The sequence below is a fragment of the Streptomyces sp. SID5643 genome, from assembly GCF_009872555.1.
GTDB classification, from domain to species: Bacteria; Actinomycetota; Actinomycetes; order Streptomycetales; family Streptomycetaceae; genus Streptomyces; species Streptomyces iakyrus.
Map to the genome: position 1 here is coordinate 1 of NZ_WWIC01000359.1, position 15,481 is coordinate 15,481.

16 protein-coding genes are annotated in these 15,481 nt (G+C 74.4%); 5 read left to right on the forward strand and 11 right to left on the reverse strand.

The window, feature by feature from the left end; translation table 11 throughout:
• The 8 genes from GTY56_RS38330 to GTY56_RS38365 all read right to left on the reverse strand — a co-directional run.
• A partial coding sequence (locus GTY56_RS38330) for a glycosyltransferase (RefSeq protein WP_161369871.1) occupies window positions 1-796 on the reverse strand: 796 nt, incomplete at its 3' end.
• Window positions 793-1,758 (reverse strand): glycosyltransferase, encoded by a 966-nt coding sequence (locus GTY56_RS38335; RefSeq protein ID WP_161369872.1) that lies wholly within the window; start codon window positions 1,756-1,758, stop codon window positions 793-795. The genes GTY56_RS38335 and GTY56_RS38330, both read right to left, overlap by 4 nt.
• Complete coding sequence (locus GTY56_RS38340; protein ID WP_161369873.1) at window positions 1,755-2,816, reverse strand: glycosyltransferase family 9 protein; 1,062 nt, start codon at window positions 2,814-2,816, stop codon at window positions 1,755-1,757. The genes GTY56_RS38335 and GTY56_RS38340 overlap by 4 nt, the downstream gene beginning before the upstream one ends.
• Window positions 2,813-3,421 carry a D-glycero-alpha-D-manno-heptose-1,7-bisphosphate 7-phosphatase gene (locus GTY56_RS38345; protein ID WP_161369874.1) on the reverse strand — a complete coding sequence of 203 codons (609 nt, stop codon included), beginning with the start codon at window positions 3,419-3,421 and terminating at the stop codon, window positions 2,813-2,815. Before GTY56_RS38345 ends, GTY56_RS38340 begins: the two co-directional genes overlap by 4 nt.
• Window positions 3,418-4,494 carry a glycosyltransferase family 2 protein gene (locus GTY56_RS38350; RefSeq protein ID WP_161369875.1) on the reverse strand — a complete coding sequence of 359 codons (1,077 nt, stop codon included), beginning with the start codon at window positions 4,492-4,494 and terminating at the stop codon, window positions 3,418-3,420. The genes GTY56_RS38345 and GTY56_RS38350 overlap by 4 nt, the downstream gene beginning before the upstream one ends.
• The gene (locus GTY56_RS38355; protein WP_161369876.1) at window positions 4,491-6,167 is read right to left on the reverse strand and encodes a carbamoyltransferase family protein; all 1,677 of its coding nucleotides are present in this window, start codon (window positions 6,165-6,167) and stop codon (window positions 4,491-4,493) included. The genes GTY56_RS38350 and GTY56_RS38355 overlap by 4 nt, the downstream gene beginning before the upstream one ends.
• Before the next feature lie 65 nt (window positions 6,168-6,232).
• The gene (locus tag GTY56_RS38360) at window positions 6,233-7,198 is read right to left on the reverse strand and encodes an NAD-dependent epimerase/dehydratase family protein (RefSeq protein ID WP_161369877.1); all 966 of its coding nucleotides are present in this window, start codon (window positions 7,196-7,198) and stop codon (window positions 6,233-6,235) included.
• A gap of 229 nt (window positions 7,199-7,427) precedes the next feature.
• Window positions 7,428-7,955 carry a hypothetical protein gene (locus tag GTY56_RS38365; RefSeq protein ID WP_161369878.1) on the reverse strand — a complete coding sequence of 176 codons (528 nt, stop codon included), beginning with the start codon at window positions 7,953-7,955 and terminating at the stop codon, window positions 7,428-7,430.
• 239 nt (window positions 7,956-8,194) lie between these two features.
• Between GTY56_RS38365 and GTY56_RS38370 the strand changes: the two genes are divergently transcribed.
• Window positions 8,195-8,827, forward strand: coding sequence for a hypothetical protein (locus tag GTY56_RS38370; RefSeq protein WP_161369884.1), 633 nt, complete (start codon window positions 8,195-8,197; stop codon window positions 8,825-8,827).
• Window positions 8,824-9,357, forward strand: a complete 534-nt coding sequence (locus GTY56_RS38375) for a hypothetical protein (protein ID WP_161369879.1) — start codon at window positions 8,824-8,826, stop codon at window positions 9,355-9,357. The genes GTY56_RS38370 and GTY56_RS38375 overlap by 4 nt, the downstream gene beginning before the upstream one ends.
• A 15-nt stretch (window positions 9,358-9,372) precedes the next feature.
• On the opposite strand, the gene GTY56_RS38380 is transcribed toward GTY56_RS38375, so the two are convergent.
• Window positions 9,373-9,696: a hypothetical protein gene (locus GTY56_RS38380; RefSeq protein WP_161369880.1), complete on the reverse strand. Its 324-nt coding sequence runs from the start codon at window positions 9,694-9,696 to the stop codon at window positions 9,373-9,375.
• Between the two features lie 140 nt (window positions 9,697-9,836).
• On the opposite strand from GTY56_RS38380, the gene GTY56_RS38385 reads away from it, so the two are divergent.
• Complete coding sequence (locus GTY56_RS38385; RefSeq protein WP_161369881.1) at window positions 9,837-10,691, forward strand: fructosamine kinase family protein; 855 nt, start codon at window positions 9,837-9,839, stop codon at window positions 10,689-10,691.
• Window positions 10,692-10,694: 3 nt separating this feature from the next.
• On the opposite strand, the gene GTY56_RS38390 is transcribed toward GTY56_RS38385, so the two are convergent.
• Window positions 10,695-12,353, reverse strand: a complete 1,659-nt coding sequence (locus GTY56_RS38390) for a catalase (RefSeq protein ID WP_161369882.1) — start codon at window positions 12,351-12,353, stop codon at window positions 10,695-10,697.
• A gap of 332 nt (window positions 12,354-12,685) precedes the next feature.
• Between GTY56_RS38390 and GTY56_RS38395 the strand changes: the two genes are divergently transcribed.
• A complete protein-coding gene (locus GTY56_RS38395) occupies window positions 12,686-13,300 on the forward strand; it encodes a hypothetical protein (RefSeq protein ID WP_161369883.1) in 615 nt (204 codons plus the stop codon).
• 108 nt (window positions 13,301-13,408) lie between these two features.
• Here the strand turns inward: GTY56_RS38395 and GTY56_RS38400 are convergent, their stop codons facing one another.
• Window positions 13,409-13,645 carry a hypothetical protein gene (locus GTY56_RS38400; RefSeq protein WP_031139576.1) on the reverse strand — a complete coding sequence of 79 codons (237 nt, stop codon included), beginning with the start codon at window positions 13,643-13,645 and terminating at the stop codon, window positions 13,409-13,411.
• 331 nt (window positions 13,646-13,976) lie between these two features.
• On the opposite strand from GTY56_RS38400, the gene GTY56_RS38405 reads away from it, so the two are divergent.
• Window positions 13,977-15,481: ATP-binding protein (locus GTY56_RS38405; protein ID WP_237525227.1), on the forward strand; the 1,505-nt coding region annotated here is incomplete at its 3' end.

Genomic DNA, 15,481 nt, shown 5'->3' on the forward strand with positions numbered 1-15,481 from the left:
CCACGACCAGCTCGGTCCCGGGCAGCCGGGCCAGTGCGGCGACGGTGACGGCGGCGCCCTTGCGCGGCACCAGCCGGCCCAGCTGGAGGATCCGGTGCGGGTACGGTCCGCGCGGCGCGGCCGGGCCCTTCGGGGTGAACCGGTCGGTGTCGACGCCGCACGGCACGATGCCGACCTGGTGCGGGGGGACGCCCATGAGGGCCAGTTCACGGGCCTCGTCCCGGCAGGTGGCGATGACGCGGTCGCAGCCAAGACCGACCTCGATCTCGCCGGGGATCCGCTCCGGCGGGCTGGTGTCGGCCAGCCGCTGATGCCGCCTCTTCACCGTGCCGAGGGCGTGGTAGGTGTGCAGCAGCGGCAGGCCGTGCTCGCGGGCCGCGCGCAGGGCGGCCAGGCCCGACATCCAGTAGTGGGAGTGCACGACGTCGGGGGCCCGGGTGCGCCAGACGCGGGCGAGGTGGCGGCCGAAGGCGTCCATGTGGGGCAGCAGCTCGTCCTTGGGGAGCGGCTCGGCCGGCCCGGCGGGCACGTGGTGCACCTCGACGCCGTCGCGCAGCTCCGTCCGGCTGGGCAGGTCGGGCGCGTCGCGGCGGGTGTGGACGGTGACGCGGTGGCCGCGGTCGGCGAGGGCGGCGGCGAGGCATGCGACGTGGACGTTCTGTCCGCCGGCGTCGACGCCGCCGAGCGCGGCCAGGGGGCTGGCGTGCTCGGAGACGAGCGCGATGGCGAGGACGCCCGGGTCGAGCGGGTCGCCGCCGAGCGGTCCGGCGGGGAGGGGACTGAGGGACGGGGTCATGAGCACACCTCCGTGATCAGGCGCTCCCAGTCGGCCAGGAAGCGCTTGAGCCCGTAGCGTTCGAGGGCCGCCTGCCGGGCGCGGGCCCCGTCCGCGGCCGCCGCCTCCGGTTCGTGGAGGTAGCGGCGGGCGGCGCGGGCCAGGACGTCGGGGCGGGTGGTCAGGGTGCCGGCGCCGGGAGGGACCGCCTCGACCGCCTCGGTGGTGGCGAGCGCCAGCACGGGCAGGCCGAGGTGCATGGCCTCCAGCAGGGACAGGCCGAGGGAGGTCCAGCGCACCGGGTGCAGGTACATGCGGCGTTCGGCCAGGGCCGTGTGCAGCTCGCTCTGGGGAAGGTCGGCCGTGCGGCACCGGTCGGCCGGCAGGCCGAGGCGTCCGGCCAGGCCGTCGGTGCCCATGCCGAAGACGTCGAGCGGCACGGCCTCGGCCAGGGCGGGCAGCAGGTCCGTTCCGGTGTACCGGGCGCGTCGCACGGGTTCGTTGACGACGACGGCGGCGCGGGCGAGCCGGCCGCTGTAGCGGTGGCCCGGGTCGACGATGCCGTGCTCGATGACCTCGGTCCGGGTGGTCCCGCTGTCCCAGAACAGCCGGTTGAAGTGGGTGACGTGGACGAGCGTCAGGTCGTCGCGGCCGGCGCACGGGTGCCGGGTGTCCGGCACGTCGCCGTCCGGCGCGTTGTGCTCCAGGTACACCGCGGGCACGTCCCGGCCGGGGCGGCGTCCGCCGAGCCACTGTTCGGCCAGCGCCGGCTCGTGGGGCCGCTGGAGGAGGACCAGGTCGACCTGCGTGTCGCGGAGTTCCCCGGGAGTGACCTCGCGGACCGGGGCCGGCCAGGTGAAGGTGCGGGCCCGGCCGAGGCCGTCCGGGCCGCGGTCGGGGGTGACCGGGACGAGGTAGGTGTGCGGGCCCTGGACGAACGCGGTCGTCCAGGAGCCGTGCACGTGCCACAGCAGGATGTTCATACGGCCGCTCCTCGCTGGGTGTGTTCTCCCCGGTCCGCCGGGTGGTCCGTGAGGGCCGCCACGGCGGCGAGCACCTCGGCGTCGCCGATGCCGTCCAGGCAGGGGTGTCCCGGCACCGGGCAGTGCCGGGCCCGGGTGTCCGCGCACGCGGCCTGCGGGTCGCCGAGCAGGACGTGCGGTACGCCGTAGGGGGCCCACCGTTCGGCCGGTACGACCGGCGCGAAGAGGCTGACCACGGGCGTGCCCACGGCGGCGGCCAGATGGGCCGGGCCGGTGTTGCCGGCCACCACGGCCCGGGCCGCCGCCAGGACTCCGGCCAGCTGCGGCAGGTCGGTGGCGCCGCCGAGGTCCAGGGCGTGCCGCCCCGCCACCCGGGCGGTCAGCTCGCGTTCGGCGCGCCCGCCGGTGACGACCACGCGGTGCCCCGCCGCGGACAGTGCGGCCACGGCCCGTGCCGCGCGGGCCGGGGTCCAGGCCCGTGCGGGCACGGCCGCGCCGGGGTGGAGGACGACGTACGGGCCGGGGCCGGTGAGGTGGGTGGTGGGCGGGGGCGGCAGGACGCGCAGCCGGCCGTCGTCGCCGTGCGGGAGCTCGAAGCCCGCGGCACGGGCCAGGTCGAGGGCGGCCAGGGCCTCGTGACGGCGGGGCCGTCTGCGGTGCCGCAGGTCGAGCAGTGCGCCCGGGTAGTCCTCGCAGTCGGCGGCGGTCCGTCCGATCCCGGCCAGCTTCAGCAGGAGGGCGACGGGCAGCGGGCTCTGGTGGTAGGACACCAGCACGATCGCGCGGTCGAAGCGGCCTGCCGTGAGAGTCTCCATCAGCTGCCGGGTGGCCGCCCGCGTGACCGGCGGCGGCTCCAGGCCGACCCAGGGGGCGTCGAAGGTCAGCACCTCGTCGACGCCGGGCAGCATCCGCCCGGCCGGGGCGCCCTGGGGTCCGCAGAGCAGCGCGGTGCGGGAGGATCCGGCGGCTACGGCCCGTACGGCGGGGCCGGCCAGGAGGACGTCCCCGGAGCTGTCGAGGCGGACCACGAGGGTGCGGGGAAGGCGGGTCGGCGTCATCGCGGCTCCCGGGCGGCGACGGCCTCGCCGAGGACGAGACGCACGGCACTCGCCAGGTCCGGTGCCGTGGCCCCGGCCGCCGCTGTCTCCTCGGCACGGGTGACGGCCGTGGGGACCAGGACCCCGCGGGCTCCCGCGGCCCGCGCCGCTTCCACGTCGGCTCCGATGTCGCCGATGACGGCGGTGCGTTCCGCCGGGACGGCGAGGCGGTGGCAGGCGGCCAGGATCAGGCCGGGGGCCGGTTTGCGGCAGTCGCAGCCCTCGTCCGCCGCGTGCGGGCACACGGCCCAGACGGCGAACGGCCCGAGCAGCTCCTCCACCCGCAGCCGTACGGCCTCGACCGCGCGGCGGGTGAGCAGGCCCCGGGCCACGCCCGACTGGTTGGTGACGACGCCGACGGGCACCCCGGCGGCGCGCACGGCGTCCACGGCCTGCCGGGCACCGGGCATGAGCGTGACCAGCGACGGGTCGCCGTTGTAGGGGACGTCGGCGACGAGCGTGCCGTCGCGGTCGAAGAGCACGGCAGCGGGCAACGGGCTGCCCGGATCGTACGGGTGCTGCCGCACGTCCCCGGAGAGCAGCCAGGGGCCTGGACGCGGCGTCATGACCGCAGCCGTTCTCGGGCCGCCGGACGGGGCGCGGGCGTCGGCTCGCCGCTCGGGAACGGGGTGTGCGGCCGGGCCTTGCGGTGCAGGAGGCGCCCGCGCAGCCAGTGCCAGGTCGCGGCCGGCGGGACGAGGGCGCTGGTCACCGTCATGGTGAGCACCTCGTCGCGGGTGCCCGGCCCGGGCAGGATGCGGGCGAGGGCGAACTCCGCGGTGCCGGCCAGCCAGGTGGCGGCGCAGGCCGCGGCGGCCCGGTGCCGGCCGAGCAGGGCGCAGCCGAGCGCCGCCACTCCCGCTCCGGTCACCGCCAGGTGCAGGGGCAGGCGACCACGGGAGGCCTCCGCCCGGCGCCACCAGTGACGGCCGTGCAGCCGGGTCATCAGCACGTCGTCGGCGTTGCCGGCCTGGAGCCGGACGGAGATCCAGCGTCCGGCCTGCCGTACGGGGTGGGTGGTGGTGCGCCGGCCGGTGGTGAGCGTCCAGCCGGCGTCGAGCGTGCGCAGGGCGAGGTCGGCGTCCTCCCGGAAGGCCCGCCGGAAGCGTTCGTCGAATCCCCCCACGGCCGTCAGCGCGTCCCGGCGGTAGGCCATGTCGGCGGTGATCCAGCGGGCGTCGGCGAGGCCGGCCGTGTTGCGTTCCCAGTCGGTGGGGCGCCGGCCGGCGGGCAGCGGCACCTCGATGCGGGCGGTGATCCCGGCGGTGCGCGCGGTCGCCGCGGCCAGGTCGAGGGTCAGGTCGTCGCCCCAGGTGGGCCCGGGGACGACGTCGTCGTCGAGGAAGACGATCCAGGGCACGTCACCGGCGGCCCGCCAGCCGAGGTTGCGTGCGGCGGCCGGTCCGCGTGCCCCGCCGGGCACGACGACGGTGCGTGCACGCAGGGACGGCGGGACGTCGGCGGTGAGGGCGGCCCGGGCCGCCGCGTCGGGGCGGTCGTCGACGAGGACGATCCGGGCCGGGCCCGGCCCGGTGGCCTCGGCGAGGGCGTGCAGGCAGGCGCCCAGGCTGGGCCGTCCGAGGGTCGGGATCACCACGGCGTACTCAGCGCCGTGCGCCGGGGCGTCGGGTTCGGTCATCGGGGGCCTCCGGCGTCGTCGCTGCGGGAGTCGGTACGGAAGAGGTCGCCGCGCCGGATCGCGTACGGGCCGATGGCCAGCAGGTCGACGGGCGAGGAGCCGAAGCACTCCAGGGCGTCGCGCGGGTCGTCGACCATGGGCCGGCCGGCGGTGTTGAGGCTGGTGTTGACGACCACGGGCAGGCCGGTGAGCCGCTCGAACTCGCCGAGCATGGCGGCGACCAGCGGTTCGCGGACCGGGTCGACGGTCTGGATGCGGGCGGTGCCGTCGACGTGTACGACGGCAGGGACGCGCTCCCGCCACTGAGGGGCCACGTCGTGCACGAACAGCATGTACGGGCTGGGCAGCGGGCCGTCGAAGAGGTCGGCCGCACGGTCGGCGAGGACCATGGGGGCGACGGGCCGGAACTGTTCGCGGCCCTTGACGTCGTTGAGCCGTTCCAGGTTGCCCGCGTGGCCGGGGTGGGCCAGCAGGGAGCGGTGGCCGAGGGCTCGCGGGCCGTACTCGGAGCGGCCCTGGAACCAGGCGACGATCCCGTTGTCCGCCAGGGCGCGGGCGACGGTCGCGGCGATGTCCGGGGGCCGTTCGAAGGGAACGGCGGCGGTCTTCAGCCAGGCTCCGAGTTCGGCGTCGGACCACTCCCGGCCGAGGTCGGCACCGGTCATCGGCTCCGGCTCGTCGCCCTCCACGGCGGACAGCAGCAGGGCGCCGCCCAGAGCGGTCCCGGCGTCCCCAGCGGCGGGCTGCACCCACACCTGGGAGAAGGGTCCCTCGCGGGCGATACGGGAGTTGGCGACGCAGTTGAGGGCGACGCCGCCGGCCAGGGTGAGCACCCGGTCGTGGGTCCGGCCGTGCAGCCAGCGCACCAGGTCGAGCAGGGTCTCCTCCAGCACGGCCTGCGCACTGGCGGCGACGTCGGCGTGGTCCTGCGTCCACGGCTCCTCGGGCCTGCGGGGCGGACACAGCTCGTGCCAGGGCACCCCGGTGGCGTGGAAGCCGCCGTCTCCGGTGGGGTACACGTGGCGGCGCAGTTCGGCGAGCATGCGCGGCCTGCCGTGGGAGGCGAGGGCCATGACCTTGAACTCGTCGGATGAGCGCAGGAAGCCGAGGTGTTCGGTGAGTTCCTCGTAGACCAGGCCGAGCGAGTGCGGCAGGTCCTGGGCGTGCAGCGCCTCCAGGCGGGGGCCCACCCGGCGGGCGGCCAGGTGGGAGGCGCGTTCGCCACGGCCGTCGAGGACCAGGACGGAGGAGTTCTGGGCGTCCGGTGCGGCGAAGGCGCTGGAGGCGGCGTGGGCCATGTGGTGCGGAACGAAGCGGACGAGGCCCGGGTCGAGACCGGGGAGGGCGGTCCGGAGGAAGGCGGGTGCCTCGCGGGCGTAGGTCAGCCGCAGGTGGTCCCAGGGGTCGTCGAGGCCCATGTCCGCGGCGGGCCGGGCGAGCCCGGGGTCGAAGGAGTAGGTGACCGCGTCGAGGTCCTGCGGGCGCAGCCCGGCCCGCTTCAGGCACCAGGCCGCGGCCTGCTCGGGCAGTTCCCAGGCGGAGAACGGCAGGGGCCTCTTGCCGTGCTTGCGCCGCGAGAACCGCTCCTCCTCCGCGGCGGCGACGGTCCGTCCGTCGATCACCAGGGCGGCGGCGGGGTCGTGGAAGAGGGCGTTGATTCCGAGGATGCGCATGGGCGGACGGGCCTTTCGGCGGTCGGGGACACCAGGGGGCGGGGGTGCGGGGTGCCCGGGCGGGGTCAGTCCTCGGTGCCGGCCTCGCGGAACCAGGCGATCGTGCGGCGCAGTCCCTCCTCGGCGCGGACCCGCGGGTCCCAGCCGAGCTTGTCGCGGGCCAGGGTGATGTCCGGGCAGCGCACGGCCGGGTCGTCCACCGGGCGTTCGATGTAGCGGATCTCCGAGGAGGACTCGGCGAGTTCGACGACCAGGCGGGCCAGGTCGAGCATGGTGATCTCGGTCGGGTTGCCGATGTTGACGGGGCCGCGCATGCCGTGGGCGGCGGCGGCGAGGATGCCGCGCACGGTGTCGTCGACGTAGCACAGCGACCGGGTCTGGCGGCCGTCACCGGTCACGGTGAGGGGCTCGCCGGCCAGGGCCTGGCGGACGAAGGTGGGCACCGCGCGGCCGTCGTGGCCGCGCATCCGGGGGCCGTAGGTGTTGAACAGCCGCACGATGCAGGTGTCGGTGCCCTGGGCGTCGGCGTGGGCGGTGGTCAGCGCCTCGCCGAAGCGTTTGGCCTCGTCGTAGACGCTGCGCGGGCCGACGGGGTTGACGTTGCCCCAGTAGCGCTCGTCCTGGGGGTTCTGCAACGGGTCGCCGTAGACCTCGGAGGTCGACGCGAGGACGAAGCGGGCGCCGGAGGAGTGGGCGAGTTCCAGGGCGTTGCGGGTGCCGAGACTGCCGGTCTCCATCGTGTGCAGCGGGAGGCGCAGGTAGTCCGCCGGGGACGCCGGCGAGGCGAAGTGAAGGACGAGGTCCGGCGGCCGCTTGATCCGCAGCTCCTCGGTGACGTCGGCCTGGACGAGCGTGAAACCGGGCAGTTCGAGCAGCGGCGATATGTTCTCGGGCCGGCCGGTGCTGAAGTCGTCCACGCAGGTGACGGCCGCGCCCGCGTCCAGCAGGGCGGCGCACAGATGGGAGCCGACGAACCCGGCGCCGCCGGTGACGACGGCGTGTTCCCAGTTCCGTGAGAGAGCGGTGGTCATGTCGGTCACTCCTCCGTCGGCGGCGGCGCGTGGCACGACGGCCGTGCTGCGGTCCGGCGAACCGGTGGCCGCAGGGCCGTCGAGCCCACGCTCAGCCTCCGACGGCCGTGCGCGCACGGCATGGCCATGTACGGCAAACCGGTGAGTGACGGAGGGTGAGGGGCCGGGGCACGCGGGGCCCGCGCGGGCGGAAGGGTGCGCCGGCCGAGCGGAGCAGGGGGCCCGGGTGTCAGGCGATCAGCGTGCGGCCCGGGTTCAGGCGGTCGCGGAGCTGGTTCCGGTGCAGGTCGGCGACGGGGGCGAGGAGATCCGGGTGGCGCAGCAGGGCCGCGGCGTTCCGGTCGCTGTCGCCGGGGGCGACGAGGCGGCGGAACTCCGCCGGTGCCGCGGTGCTGTGGCTGCCGTCGGTGAGGGCGGCCACAGCCCGGGCCGCCAGTTCCGGGTCGGTCAGCAGACAGGCCGCCCAGCTGGCCACGACCTCGTCCACCCAGGTGCGCCAGGCGTGTTCGTCCGTGTCGTCGCCGACGGCCGCGTCGGTGCCGGTGACCCAGTCCAGACTCCCGGAGCCGCCCGGTCCGGCCAGGTCGAGCAGGGCGGCGTCCATCGCGGTCGGGTACCTGAGCCGGGCCGCGACCGTCACGGCCTGCCGGGCCTGGATCTCGCACAGGGCGGACGCCAGGGCGCCTCCGGAGGCGGGAAAGGCACGGGTCAGCCACTGGGCGGTGGCCGCGATGACCGGGGAGAGATCAGCTTGCACTGCCGGGCCGTCCGAGGGAAGGGAGCGGGGATCTGGTCGTAGACGGTAACCGCCCCTTCCGGCGCCCGACGTGACAGGGACCTCGTCCGGGACGTGGCCTCGGCCACACCCGCCGACGGCGAAGCCGCACCCGCCGGGGCGGCTCGTTTCGCGGCAGAGGGGCCGGGCACCCGGCCCGCGTGTTCCCCCACGATCACGAATCCGCCGGCCCGGCCCGGCGTGCGGGTGCCCGGTCGCCGGTGCGCTCGCTGCGCTTCGACGGCTGGATCGCGGGGATCGGCACGACGTCCGGTGCCCGCGTGGTACTCGGGCACTGGCCGCGGTCGCCGTGGGGGCCGTTCAGCGACGTCATGGTCGAAGAGGCCGGTGGACGCCGGCTGCTGCTGGCGCCAACCCGTGAGACGGCGGACTTCGTCGCCGGTACGTACGTCTTCGACGAGGTGCGGGTCGTGCCGGTCGAGGTGCGGATCGCCGGCCGCCGGCACTGGACCGTCACCGCCCCGCCGCTCCGCCTGCGCTTCACCACCGGTCGCCGCAGCCTGCCGGGCCTGGCGCTGCGGGCGGTCCCGGGCCGGCTCGCCGCCCGTCCGGGCTGGATCGCACTGTGGGACCGGCCCGCCCGATGGCTGCTGGGGGCACGCACCCACGGCAGCGCCCGGGCCGGACGGCACCAGTGGTACGGCGCCCGGGATCTGCACCCGGTCACCTCGGCCACCGTCACCTACGGCGGTGAGAGCCTCGGTGCCCTCGCCCCGGTCGAGCCCCCCGTACGCTTCGGGACCGGCTCGACACCCCGCCCTCCCAGCCTCGTACGGATCACCACGACGGTGACCGTGGAGCAGGACCGGAGTACGACAGGAGCCGCGTCATGACGGAACAGCGAGCGGATTCGCCGGGCGCCGAGCGGACCCCGGCCACCGACATGTCCCTGTTGGGCATCTATCTCAACGACCATCTCGCCGGTGCCACCGCCGGGACCGCGCGGGTGCGCTACCTGCTGCGCTCGTGCCGGGGCTCGGCGCTCGCGGACGCGCTGGCCCCGGTCGCCGCCGAGATCGCCGACGACCGGACGAGCCTGCTGCACATCATGCGGCGCCTGGACGTCCCGGTACGCCGCTACAAGGTCTACGCGGGCCGTGCGGCTGAGCAGGTGGGACGGCTGAAGAGCAACGGCAGCCTGGTACGGCGGTCCCCGCTGAGCACCCTGTGGGAGCTGGAAGCGCTGGCGCTCGGCGTGGAGGGCAAGTTGGCGGGCTGGGAGACGCTCCGCGATCTGGCCACCACGGACGAACGCCTCGACGCCCGGCAGCTCGACGAGCTCATCGAACGGGCCCGGCGGCAGCACGCCACGCTGGAGACGCTGCGCCACAAGCAGGTCGTGGTCGCCTTCCGCGCTGCCTGAGGGACCGGACCCGGCTCACCAGAACCTGCTGCTGAGGGCGGGCTGGTGGGCCAGTTGTACGGCGTCGCGCAGCCGCAGCGCGACGCTGATGGTGGCGCGCAGGGCGGACGGGCGTACGGTCTGGGCGGTCTCGGTGGCGAGGACCAGCAGGCAGGCCGCCGCCTGTTCGACGACCGTGACCGGCAGGGTGAAGTCGTTGTCGGCGGCCGTGCGGAACGCCTTCAGGGGGACGGCGGCTCCGTCGATGGCCCGGTGCGCGGCCTGCTCCAGGTGCTGTGCGGCCTGTTCGCACACGGGGGCGGGCAGGGCGATGGTGCGCTGGAACGGTGAACTCGTCATGACTCGACTGCTCCCCCGGCGGTGGCCGGTTCTGTCGGCCGACGGCGGGATTTCACCGTCCCGCGTGACCGGCGCGTGGCACATGTCCTGGAGAGCCCTGGAGTCGAAACGCCCGGCCGAAGGCCGTAGAAGGAGCTCGTATGACCGTCTGTTCCGAAGTCGTGGCCCGGCTCACCGGGCGGGCGGTCAGCGGTGTGAATCCGCTGTCGGGGGCTCTCACCGAGGTCACCCTCGACGACGGGCGCGTCGTGGTCGTCAAGCGGTCCGCCGGACCGGGAGCGGCGCGGGCCGAGGCGGCGGGGCTGCGGTGGCTGGCCGCCGCCGGGAGCGTGCGGCTGCCGGCGGTGCACGGGCACGAGCAGGGCCGGCTGGTCATCGACCGGATTCCTCGGGGGCGGCCGGACGGGGAGGCGGCGGTGCGGTTCGGCCGGGACCTCGCGGCGCTGCACGCCGCCGGAGCGCCTGCCTTCGGGGCGCCGCCACCGGGCGGGCCGGTGGACGCGTACATCGGGCTCGCGCCGATGCGCAACGAGCAGGGCGCCGACTGGCCGCGCTGGTACGCCGAACAGCGCGTGCTGCCCTATCTGCGGCAGGCGGTGGACCAGGGCACGGTCCTGGCCGGTGAGGCGCCCGTCGTGGAGCGTCTGTGCGAGCGGCTGCCCGCGCTGGCGGGGCCGGCCGAGCCGCCCGCGCGGCTGCACGGCGACCTGTGGAGCGGCAACGTGCTGTGGGCGGCCGACGGGGAGGTGCGGCTGATCGACCCGGCCGCGCACGGCGGGCACCGGGAGACGGATCTGGCGATGCTGCGCCTGTTCGGCTGTCCCCATCTGGAGCGGGTGCTCGACGGCTACCAGGAGGCGGCGCCGCTCGCGGACGGCTGGGCGGGGCGCGTCGGCGTGCACCAGCTGTTCCCGCTGCTGGTGCACGCCGTGCTGTTCGGCCGGGGCTACGCGGAACAGGCCCTCGCGGTGGCCCGTTCGGCCCTGGAGGAGTGAGCGTCAGCGGGTCACGACGTGCCGTTCGTCGGGGACGCAGTGGGTCATGGTCAGGCCTTCCACGTCGCGCGGCTCGTTCTTGCCGAGCTTGGCGAGGCGTTCACGGTCCTCGTCCGTGAGGTCCTGGCTCGCCAGCGGCTCCAGTCCTGCCACGTCCTCAGGGCCGATACCCAGTGCCTCGCCGACCCGCAGGCCGAGGTCGTTCTCGACGAGCAGGAAGTGCCACACCATGCGCTCCTGGATCGCCCGGTCGCACTGGGACAGTTGACCGATGAAGTTCTTCACCAGGTCGTCGCGCTCCCAGTCCTCCAGCAGCAGGTAGCGCTGCCCGGCCTGGACGTAGTCGTTCGTGCGGGGGATGCGCTTGCGGGTGAGCCGGCCGGTGATCTCGGGGCCCTGCTCGTCGTGGGTCGGGTACCGGGCCTCGCGCAGACCGCCGGTGATCGACGGCTCGTAGTTGACGTGCGGATTCTCGCCGCCGCCGTCCACGTGGTAGGTCATCTGGCCGTCGCGCTGGTTGGTGCGGACGTCCGCGTTCTTGGCCTGGTTGACGGGCAGCTGGAGGTAGTTCGGGCCGACCCGGTAGCGCTGGGTGTCGCTGTAGGAGAAGGTCCGGCCGATGAGCATCTTGTCGTCGGAGAAGTCCAGGCCGTCGACGAGGACGCCGGTGCCGAAGGAGATCTGCTCGTTCTCGGCGAAGAAGTCCTTCGGCATCCGGTCGAGCACCATCCGGCCCACCGGTTTCGGCGGGAAGTCCTGCTCGGGCCAGGTCTTGGTGTCGTCCAGCGGGTCGAAGTCGAGCTCCGGGTGGTCGTGGTCGTCCATCATCTGGACGAGCAGCTCCCACTCCGGGTGGTCACCGCGGGCGACCGCCTCGTACAGGTCCTTGGTGGCGTGGCCGAGACTGCCGGCCTGGACGTTGGCCGCGTCCTCCTCGGTCATGCTGCGCACGCCCTGCTTGGGCATCCAGTGGTACTTGACGAGCTTGGTGTCGCCGTCGGGGTTCACCCACTTGTACGTGTTGACGCCGAAGCCCTGCATGTGGCGGTAGTCGGCGGGGATGCCGCGCGGGCTGAACAGGTTGACCAGCATGTGCATGGCCTCGGGCGTCTGCGACATGAAGTCGAAGATGCGGCCCGGCTGCTGTTCGAAGGTCACCGGGTCCGGCTTGAGGGCGTGGATGACGTCCGGGAACTTGATGGCGTCGCGGATGAAGAAGACGCCCAGGTTGTTGCCGACCAGGTCCCAGTTGCCGTCCTCGGTGTAGAACTTGACGGCGAAACCACGCGGGTCACGGGCGGCCTCGGAGGAGTCGCGGCCGCCGATGACGGTGGAGAAGCGGACGGCGACATCCGTACGCTTGCCGGGCTCCTGGAACAGCTTGGCCCGGGTGTAGCGGCTGATGGGCTCGTCGCCCCAGGTTCCGTAGGCCTCGAAGTGGCCGTAGGCGGTGACGCCGCGGGCGTGCACGACGCGCTCGGGGATGCGCTCCCGGTCGAAGTGGCTGATCTTCTCCAGGAGCTGGTAGTTCTCCAGCGTGGCGGGGCCGCGGGCGCCGACCGTGCGCTGGTTCTGGTTGTCGTAGACCGGATGGCCCTGGCGGTTGGTGAGTACCTTGCGGTCGTCGCCCGGAGCGGGGCCGGTACCGGATACGTCCGTCATGTGCGTGGGCTCCTTCGGCTCGTGACCGGCGGCCGGCCGGGCCGGTGCCGTGACCAACCGCCCGGCCGGTCCTGGCGGGACGGGCCGGGTACCCGGAGAGACGGGCTCACTCACGTGAAGGTCACCCGGCAGGCCGTCACCGGCAGAGGGACCCCATGACGAGATGCGCATCTGCCGGCAGCGCATCCGTAGTGCACATGGGCCTCTCCCTCGACCGGCCTGCGGACGGCCGACTCCTCTCGCCCGGGGATCGATGGTGAACTGTCGGCATCGCGGCAACCGCCACCGACAACCGGGCCCGGTCGGGCAGGCCACAGGAGGGGAGCCGAAGCGTGCGGCACGTCTACTGGATCGGGGGCGGGAGCGGCGCGGGCAAGTCCACGATCGCCCGCCGGCTGGCCGGCCGGCACGGCTGGCGTCTCTACGCGACCGACGACGTGATGGCGGATCACGCGCGGCGGTCCACCGCCGCGGAAGCGCCCCTCCTGCACGCGTTCATGGCCATGGACATGGACGAGCGCTGGGTCCACCGGTCCCCCCGGACCATGCTCGACACGTTCCACTGGTTCCGGGGCGAGGCCTTCGGTCTGATCGTCGAGGATCTCGCGCGGATGCCCGAGCGGACCCCTGTCGTCGTCGAGGGATTCCGCCTGCTGCCACACTTGGTGGAGCCCCTGCTCACCGAGCCGGCGCACGCCGTCTGGCTGCTGCCCACGCCGGAATTCCGCCGGGCCGCGTTCAGGAGCCGTGCCGCGCCCGAGGGGCGTTTCACGCGGCGGACCAGTGATCCACTGCGGGCGGAGCACAACATCGCCGTCCGGGACGCCCTGTTCACCGAGCGGCTGCACGAGGAGACCGTGCGTCTGGGGCTGCCCGCCGTCACGGTGGACGGCACGCTGACGGAGGACGAACTCGCCGAGCGGGTCAGCGAGATCTTCCGGCTCTGAGGCTCTCCGGCTATGACGGCTCTGGGGCCCTGACGGCTCTGGCTCGGAGGCCCTGACACGCAGGAAGGCCCGGACCCCATGGGTCCGGGCCTTCGGTGGCGGTGAGCCTCAGCCGCCGTCGAGGCGTGCGCGCAGCAGCCCCTTGCCCAGTTCGGCGCCCTTGCGGCTGTCCGCCTGGGCCTTGCGGAACAGATCCGCGACCTCGGTGTCCTTGGCGCGCTCGGCGTCCTGGATGTAGCTCTCCAGGCGCAGGGCATTGTTCAGGCACGCCTCGACATACCAGATCAGGTTGTAGTCCTTGTCCTGCGTACCGGTCACACCGCCGGTCTCCGATCCACTGCTCATGCGGGCCTCCTTCTCGCGGAGCGGACCTCTTCAGGCGCCGGACGGGTACCCCTCCTCCTGGGGGGCACACGGCCGGTTCCGGTCACCACGGGTGACGGCGGTGTCACGATGACGATCCCCGGCCGGCCAGACCCGCACGCACCACCAACTCCCGTCCTCCGTAGGGCAATTCAGACAGTTGCCCCGGAAGCCCTCAGACGCCGGTCACTTTCGGAACGAAGTGGCGCGACACCGTGCGAGACCGGTCGATGACGGTGTGTACTGTGCTGCGGGTGGCTCGCCAGAGCACCTCGGACCCGACCCTGCCCGACTCCCTCCTGGAATCGACTCGATGATCGAAGTACCGGACCTGGCTGTCGGCGCCCTGGCACTGGGCACTCTGTCCGCGTTCGCCCTCGGCGGCGGCCTGCTGCGCGCGCGGCGGCAACTGGCCGCGCAGCGTGCCAGGACGGCCGCGCTGCGTGCCCAACTCGACGGGACGTCGCGGACGTTCACTTCCGAGGTCGAACACCTGGCGGCGCGGCGGGTGCCCGCCGCGGCCCGGCAGGCCGCCCATTCCCACGTCACCGAGCCCGGCCCGCTGAACCCGCAGCTGGCCGGCTCGCCGCTGGGCGCCGCCCTGGACCAGGTACTGAAAGGGCTGCACGCCGAGCTGGCCGCGCAGCGCACCCGGATCGACGCGGCCGCGCAGGCCGGGATGCGCGGGGCCACCCGGGAGATCCAGGCGGCGCTGTACCGGTTGCAGGACGCCCTGCGCGGACTGCAACAGCGCTACGACGACCCCGAGCTGGCACAGACGCTGTTCGAGCTGGACCACGAGAACGAGCAGTCGCTGCGGCGCGCCCAGATCGCCGCGGTGGTGTGCGGAGCCTGGGTGGGGCTCGCCCGGGAGGAATCCCATCTGGTGGACGCGGTGACGGGTGGTCAGGCCCGGCTCGCGGGCTACCGGCGCGTCCAGGTCAGCAACCACCTCGCGGCCGGTACGGCCCTGGTGTCGCACGCCGTCGAGCCGGTCGCCATCATCGTCGCCGAGCTCCTCGACAACGCACTGCGGCACTCCGCGCCCGATACGGAGGTCGTGGTCAATCTGGAGGCGGTCCACCACGGGGTGTGCGTCACCGTGGACGACGCCGGCCTGGGCATGACGCAGGACGAACGCGCCCGGGCCCAGCGGATGGTCGCCGGTTCGGACCCGATCCTGCTGACCGACCTCGGCGACCCGCCGCGCATGGGGCTGGCGGCCGTCGGCCGGCTGACCCGGCAGTTCGATCTGAGCGTGGACCTGACCTCCCCGTCGCCGTACGGCGGAGTACGGGCGGTGCTGCGGGTCGAGAGTCATCTGCTGACGCGGATCGACCCCGGGGAACTGCCTCCGGCGGCCAGCGCCCCGCGTTCGACCCGCAGGGCGGCAGTCCGGGACGCGGGGAGCGGTTCCGGCGGATCCCGCGCGTCCCACGGTCCAGGCCCTGACCCGTCCGACCACCGCTCCACCCCACAGTCGGGTCCGTCAGACCCGCGCTCCACCCGCCAGTCGGGGCCGTCCGACCCGCACCCCGCCCAGCGACACAGGCTGCCCGACACCCACCCGGCGCCCCCGCCCGCCCCGGCCGTCCCGCCGCACGCCCCCGCACCCGCATCCGCATCCGCATCCGCTCCGGCCGACGCCTCGGGCTGTTCCGACGAGTCGGCCCCCTCCGAGCCGGCCGTCATGCCGCGCAGGAGCGGGCCGCTTCCCGCCGCCGCAGGCCGCGACCACGATCACGGCTACGGCAAGGAGCAGGACGCCGACGCCCCGGCCTCCGGCCACCACGGCCCGCGGGAGGGCGGCGGCCTCCC

Excerpts from the sequence above, each read along its gene's own strand:
- GTY56_RS38335 (WP_161369872.1), bottom strand. The coding sequence starts at position 1,758 with ATGAACATCCTGCTGTGGCACGTGCACGGCTCCTGGACGACCGCGTTC.
- GTY56_RS38340 (WP_161369873.1), bottom strand. The coding sequence starts at position 2,816 with ATGACGCCGACCCGCCTTCCCCGCACCCTCGTGGTCCGCCTCGACAGC.
- GTY56_RS38345 (WP_161369874.1), bottom strand. The coding sequence starts at position 3,421 with ATGACGCCGCGTCCAGGCCCCTGGCTGCTCTCCGGGGACGTGCGGCAG.
- GTY56_RS38350 (WP_161369875.1), bottom strand. The coding sequence starts at position 4,494 with ATGACCGAACCCGACGCCCCGGCGCACGGCGCTGAGTACGCCGTGGTG.
- GTY56_RS38355 (WP_161369876.1), bottom strand. The coding sequence starts at position 6,167 with ATGCGCATCCTCGGAATCAACGCCCTCTTCCACGACCCCGCCGCCGCC.
- GTY56_RS38360 (WP_161369877.1), bottom strand. The coding sequence starts at position 7,198 with ATGACCACCGCTCTCTCACGGAACTGGGAACACGCCGTCGTCACCGGC.
- GTY56_RS38375 (WP_161369879.1), top strand. The coding sequence starts at position 8,824 with ATGACGGAACAGCGAGCGGATTCGCCGGGCGCCGAGCGGACCCCGGCC.
- GTY56_RS38380 (WP_161369880.1), bottom strand. The coding sequence starts at position 9,696 with ATGACGAGTTCACCGTTCCAGCGCACCATCGCCCTGCCCGCCCCCGTG.
- GTY56_RS38385 (WP_161369881.1), top strand. The coding sequence starts at position 9,837 with ATGACCGTCTGTTCCGAAGTCGTGGCCCGGCTCACCGGGCGGGCGGTC.
- GTY56_RS38390 (WP_161369882.1), bottom strand. The coding sequence starts at position 12,353 with ATGACGGACGTATCCGGTACCGGCCCCGCTCCGGGCGACGACCGCAAG.
- GTY56_RS38400 (WP_031139576.1), bottom strand. The coding sequence starts at position 13,645 with ATGAGCAGTGGATCGGAGACCGGCGGTGTGACCGGTACGCAGGACAAG.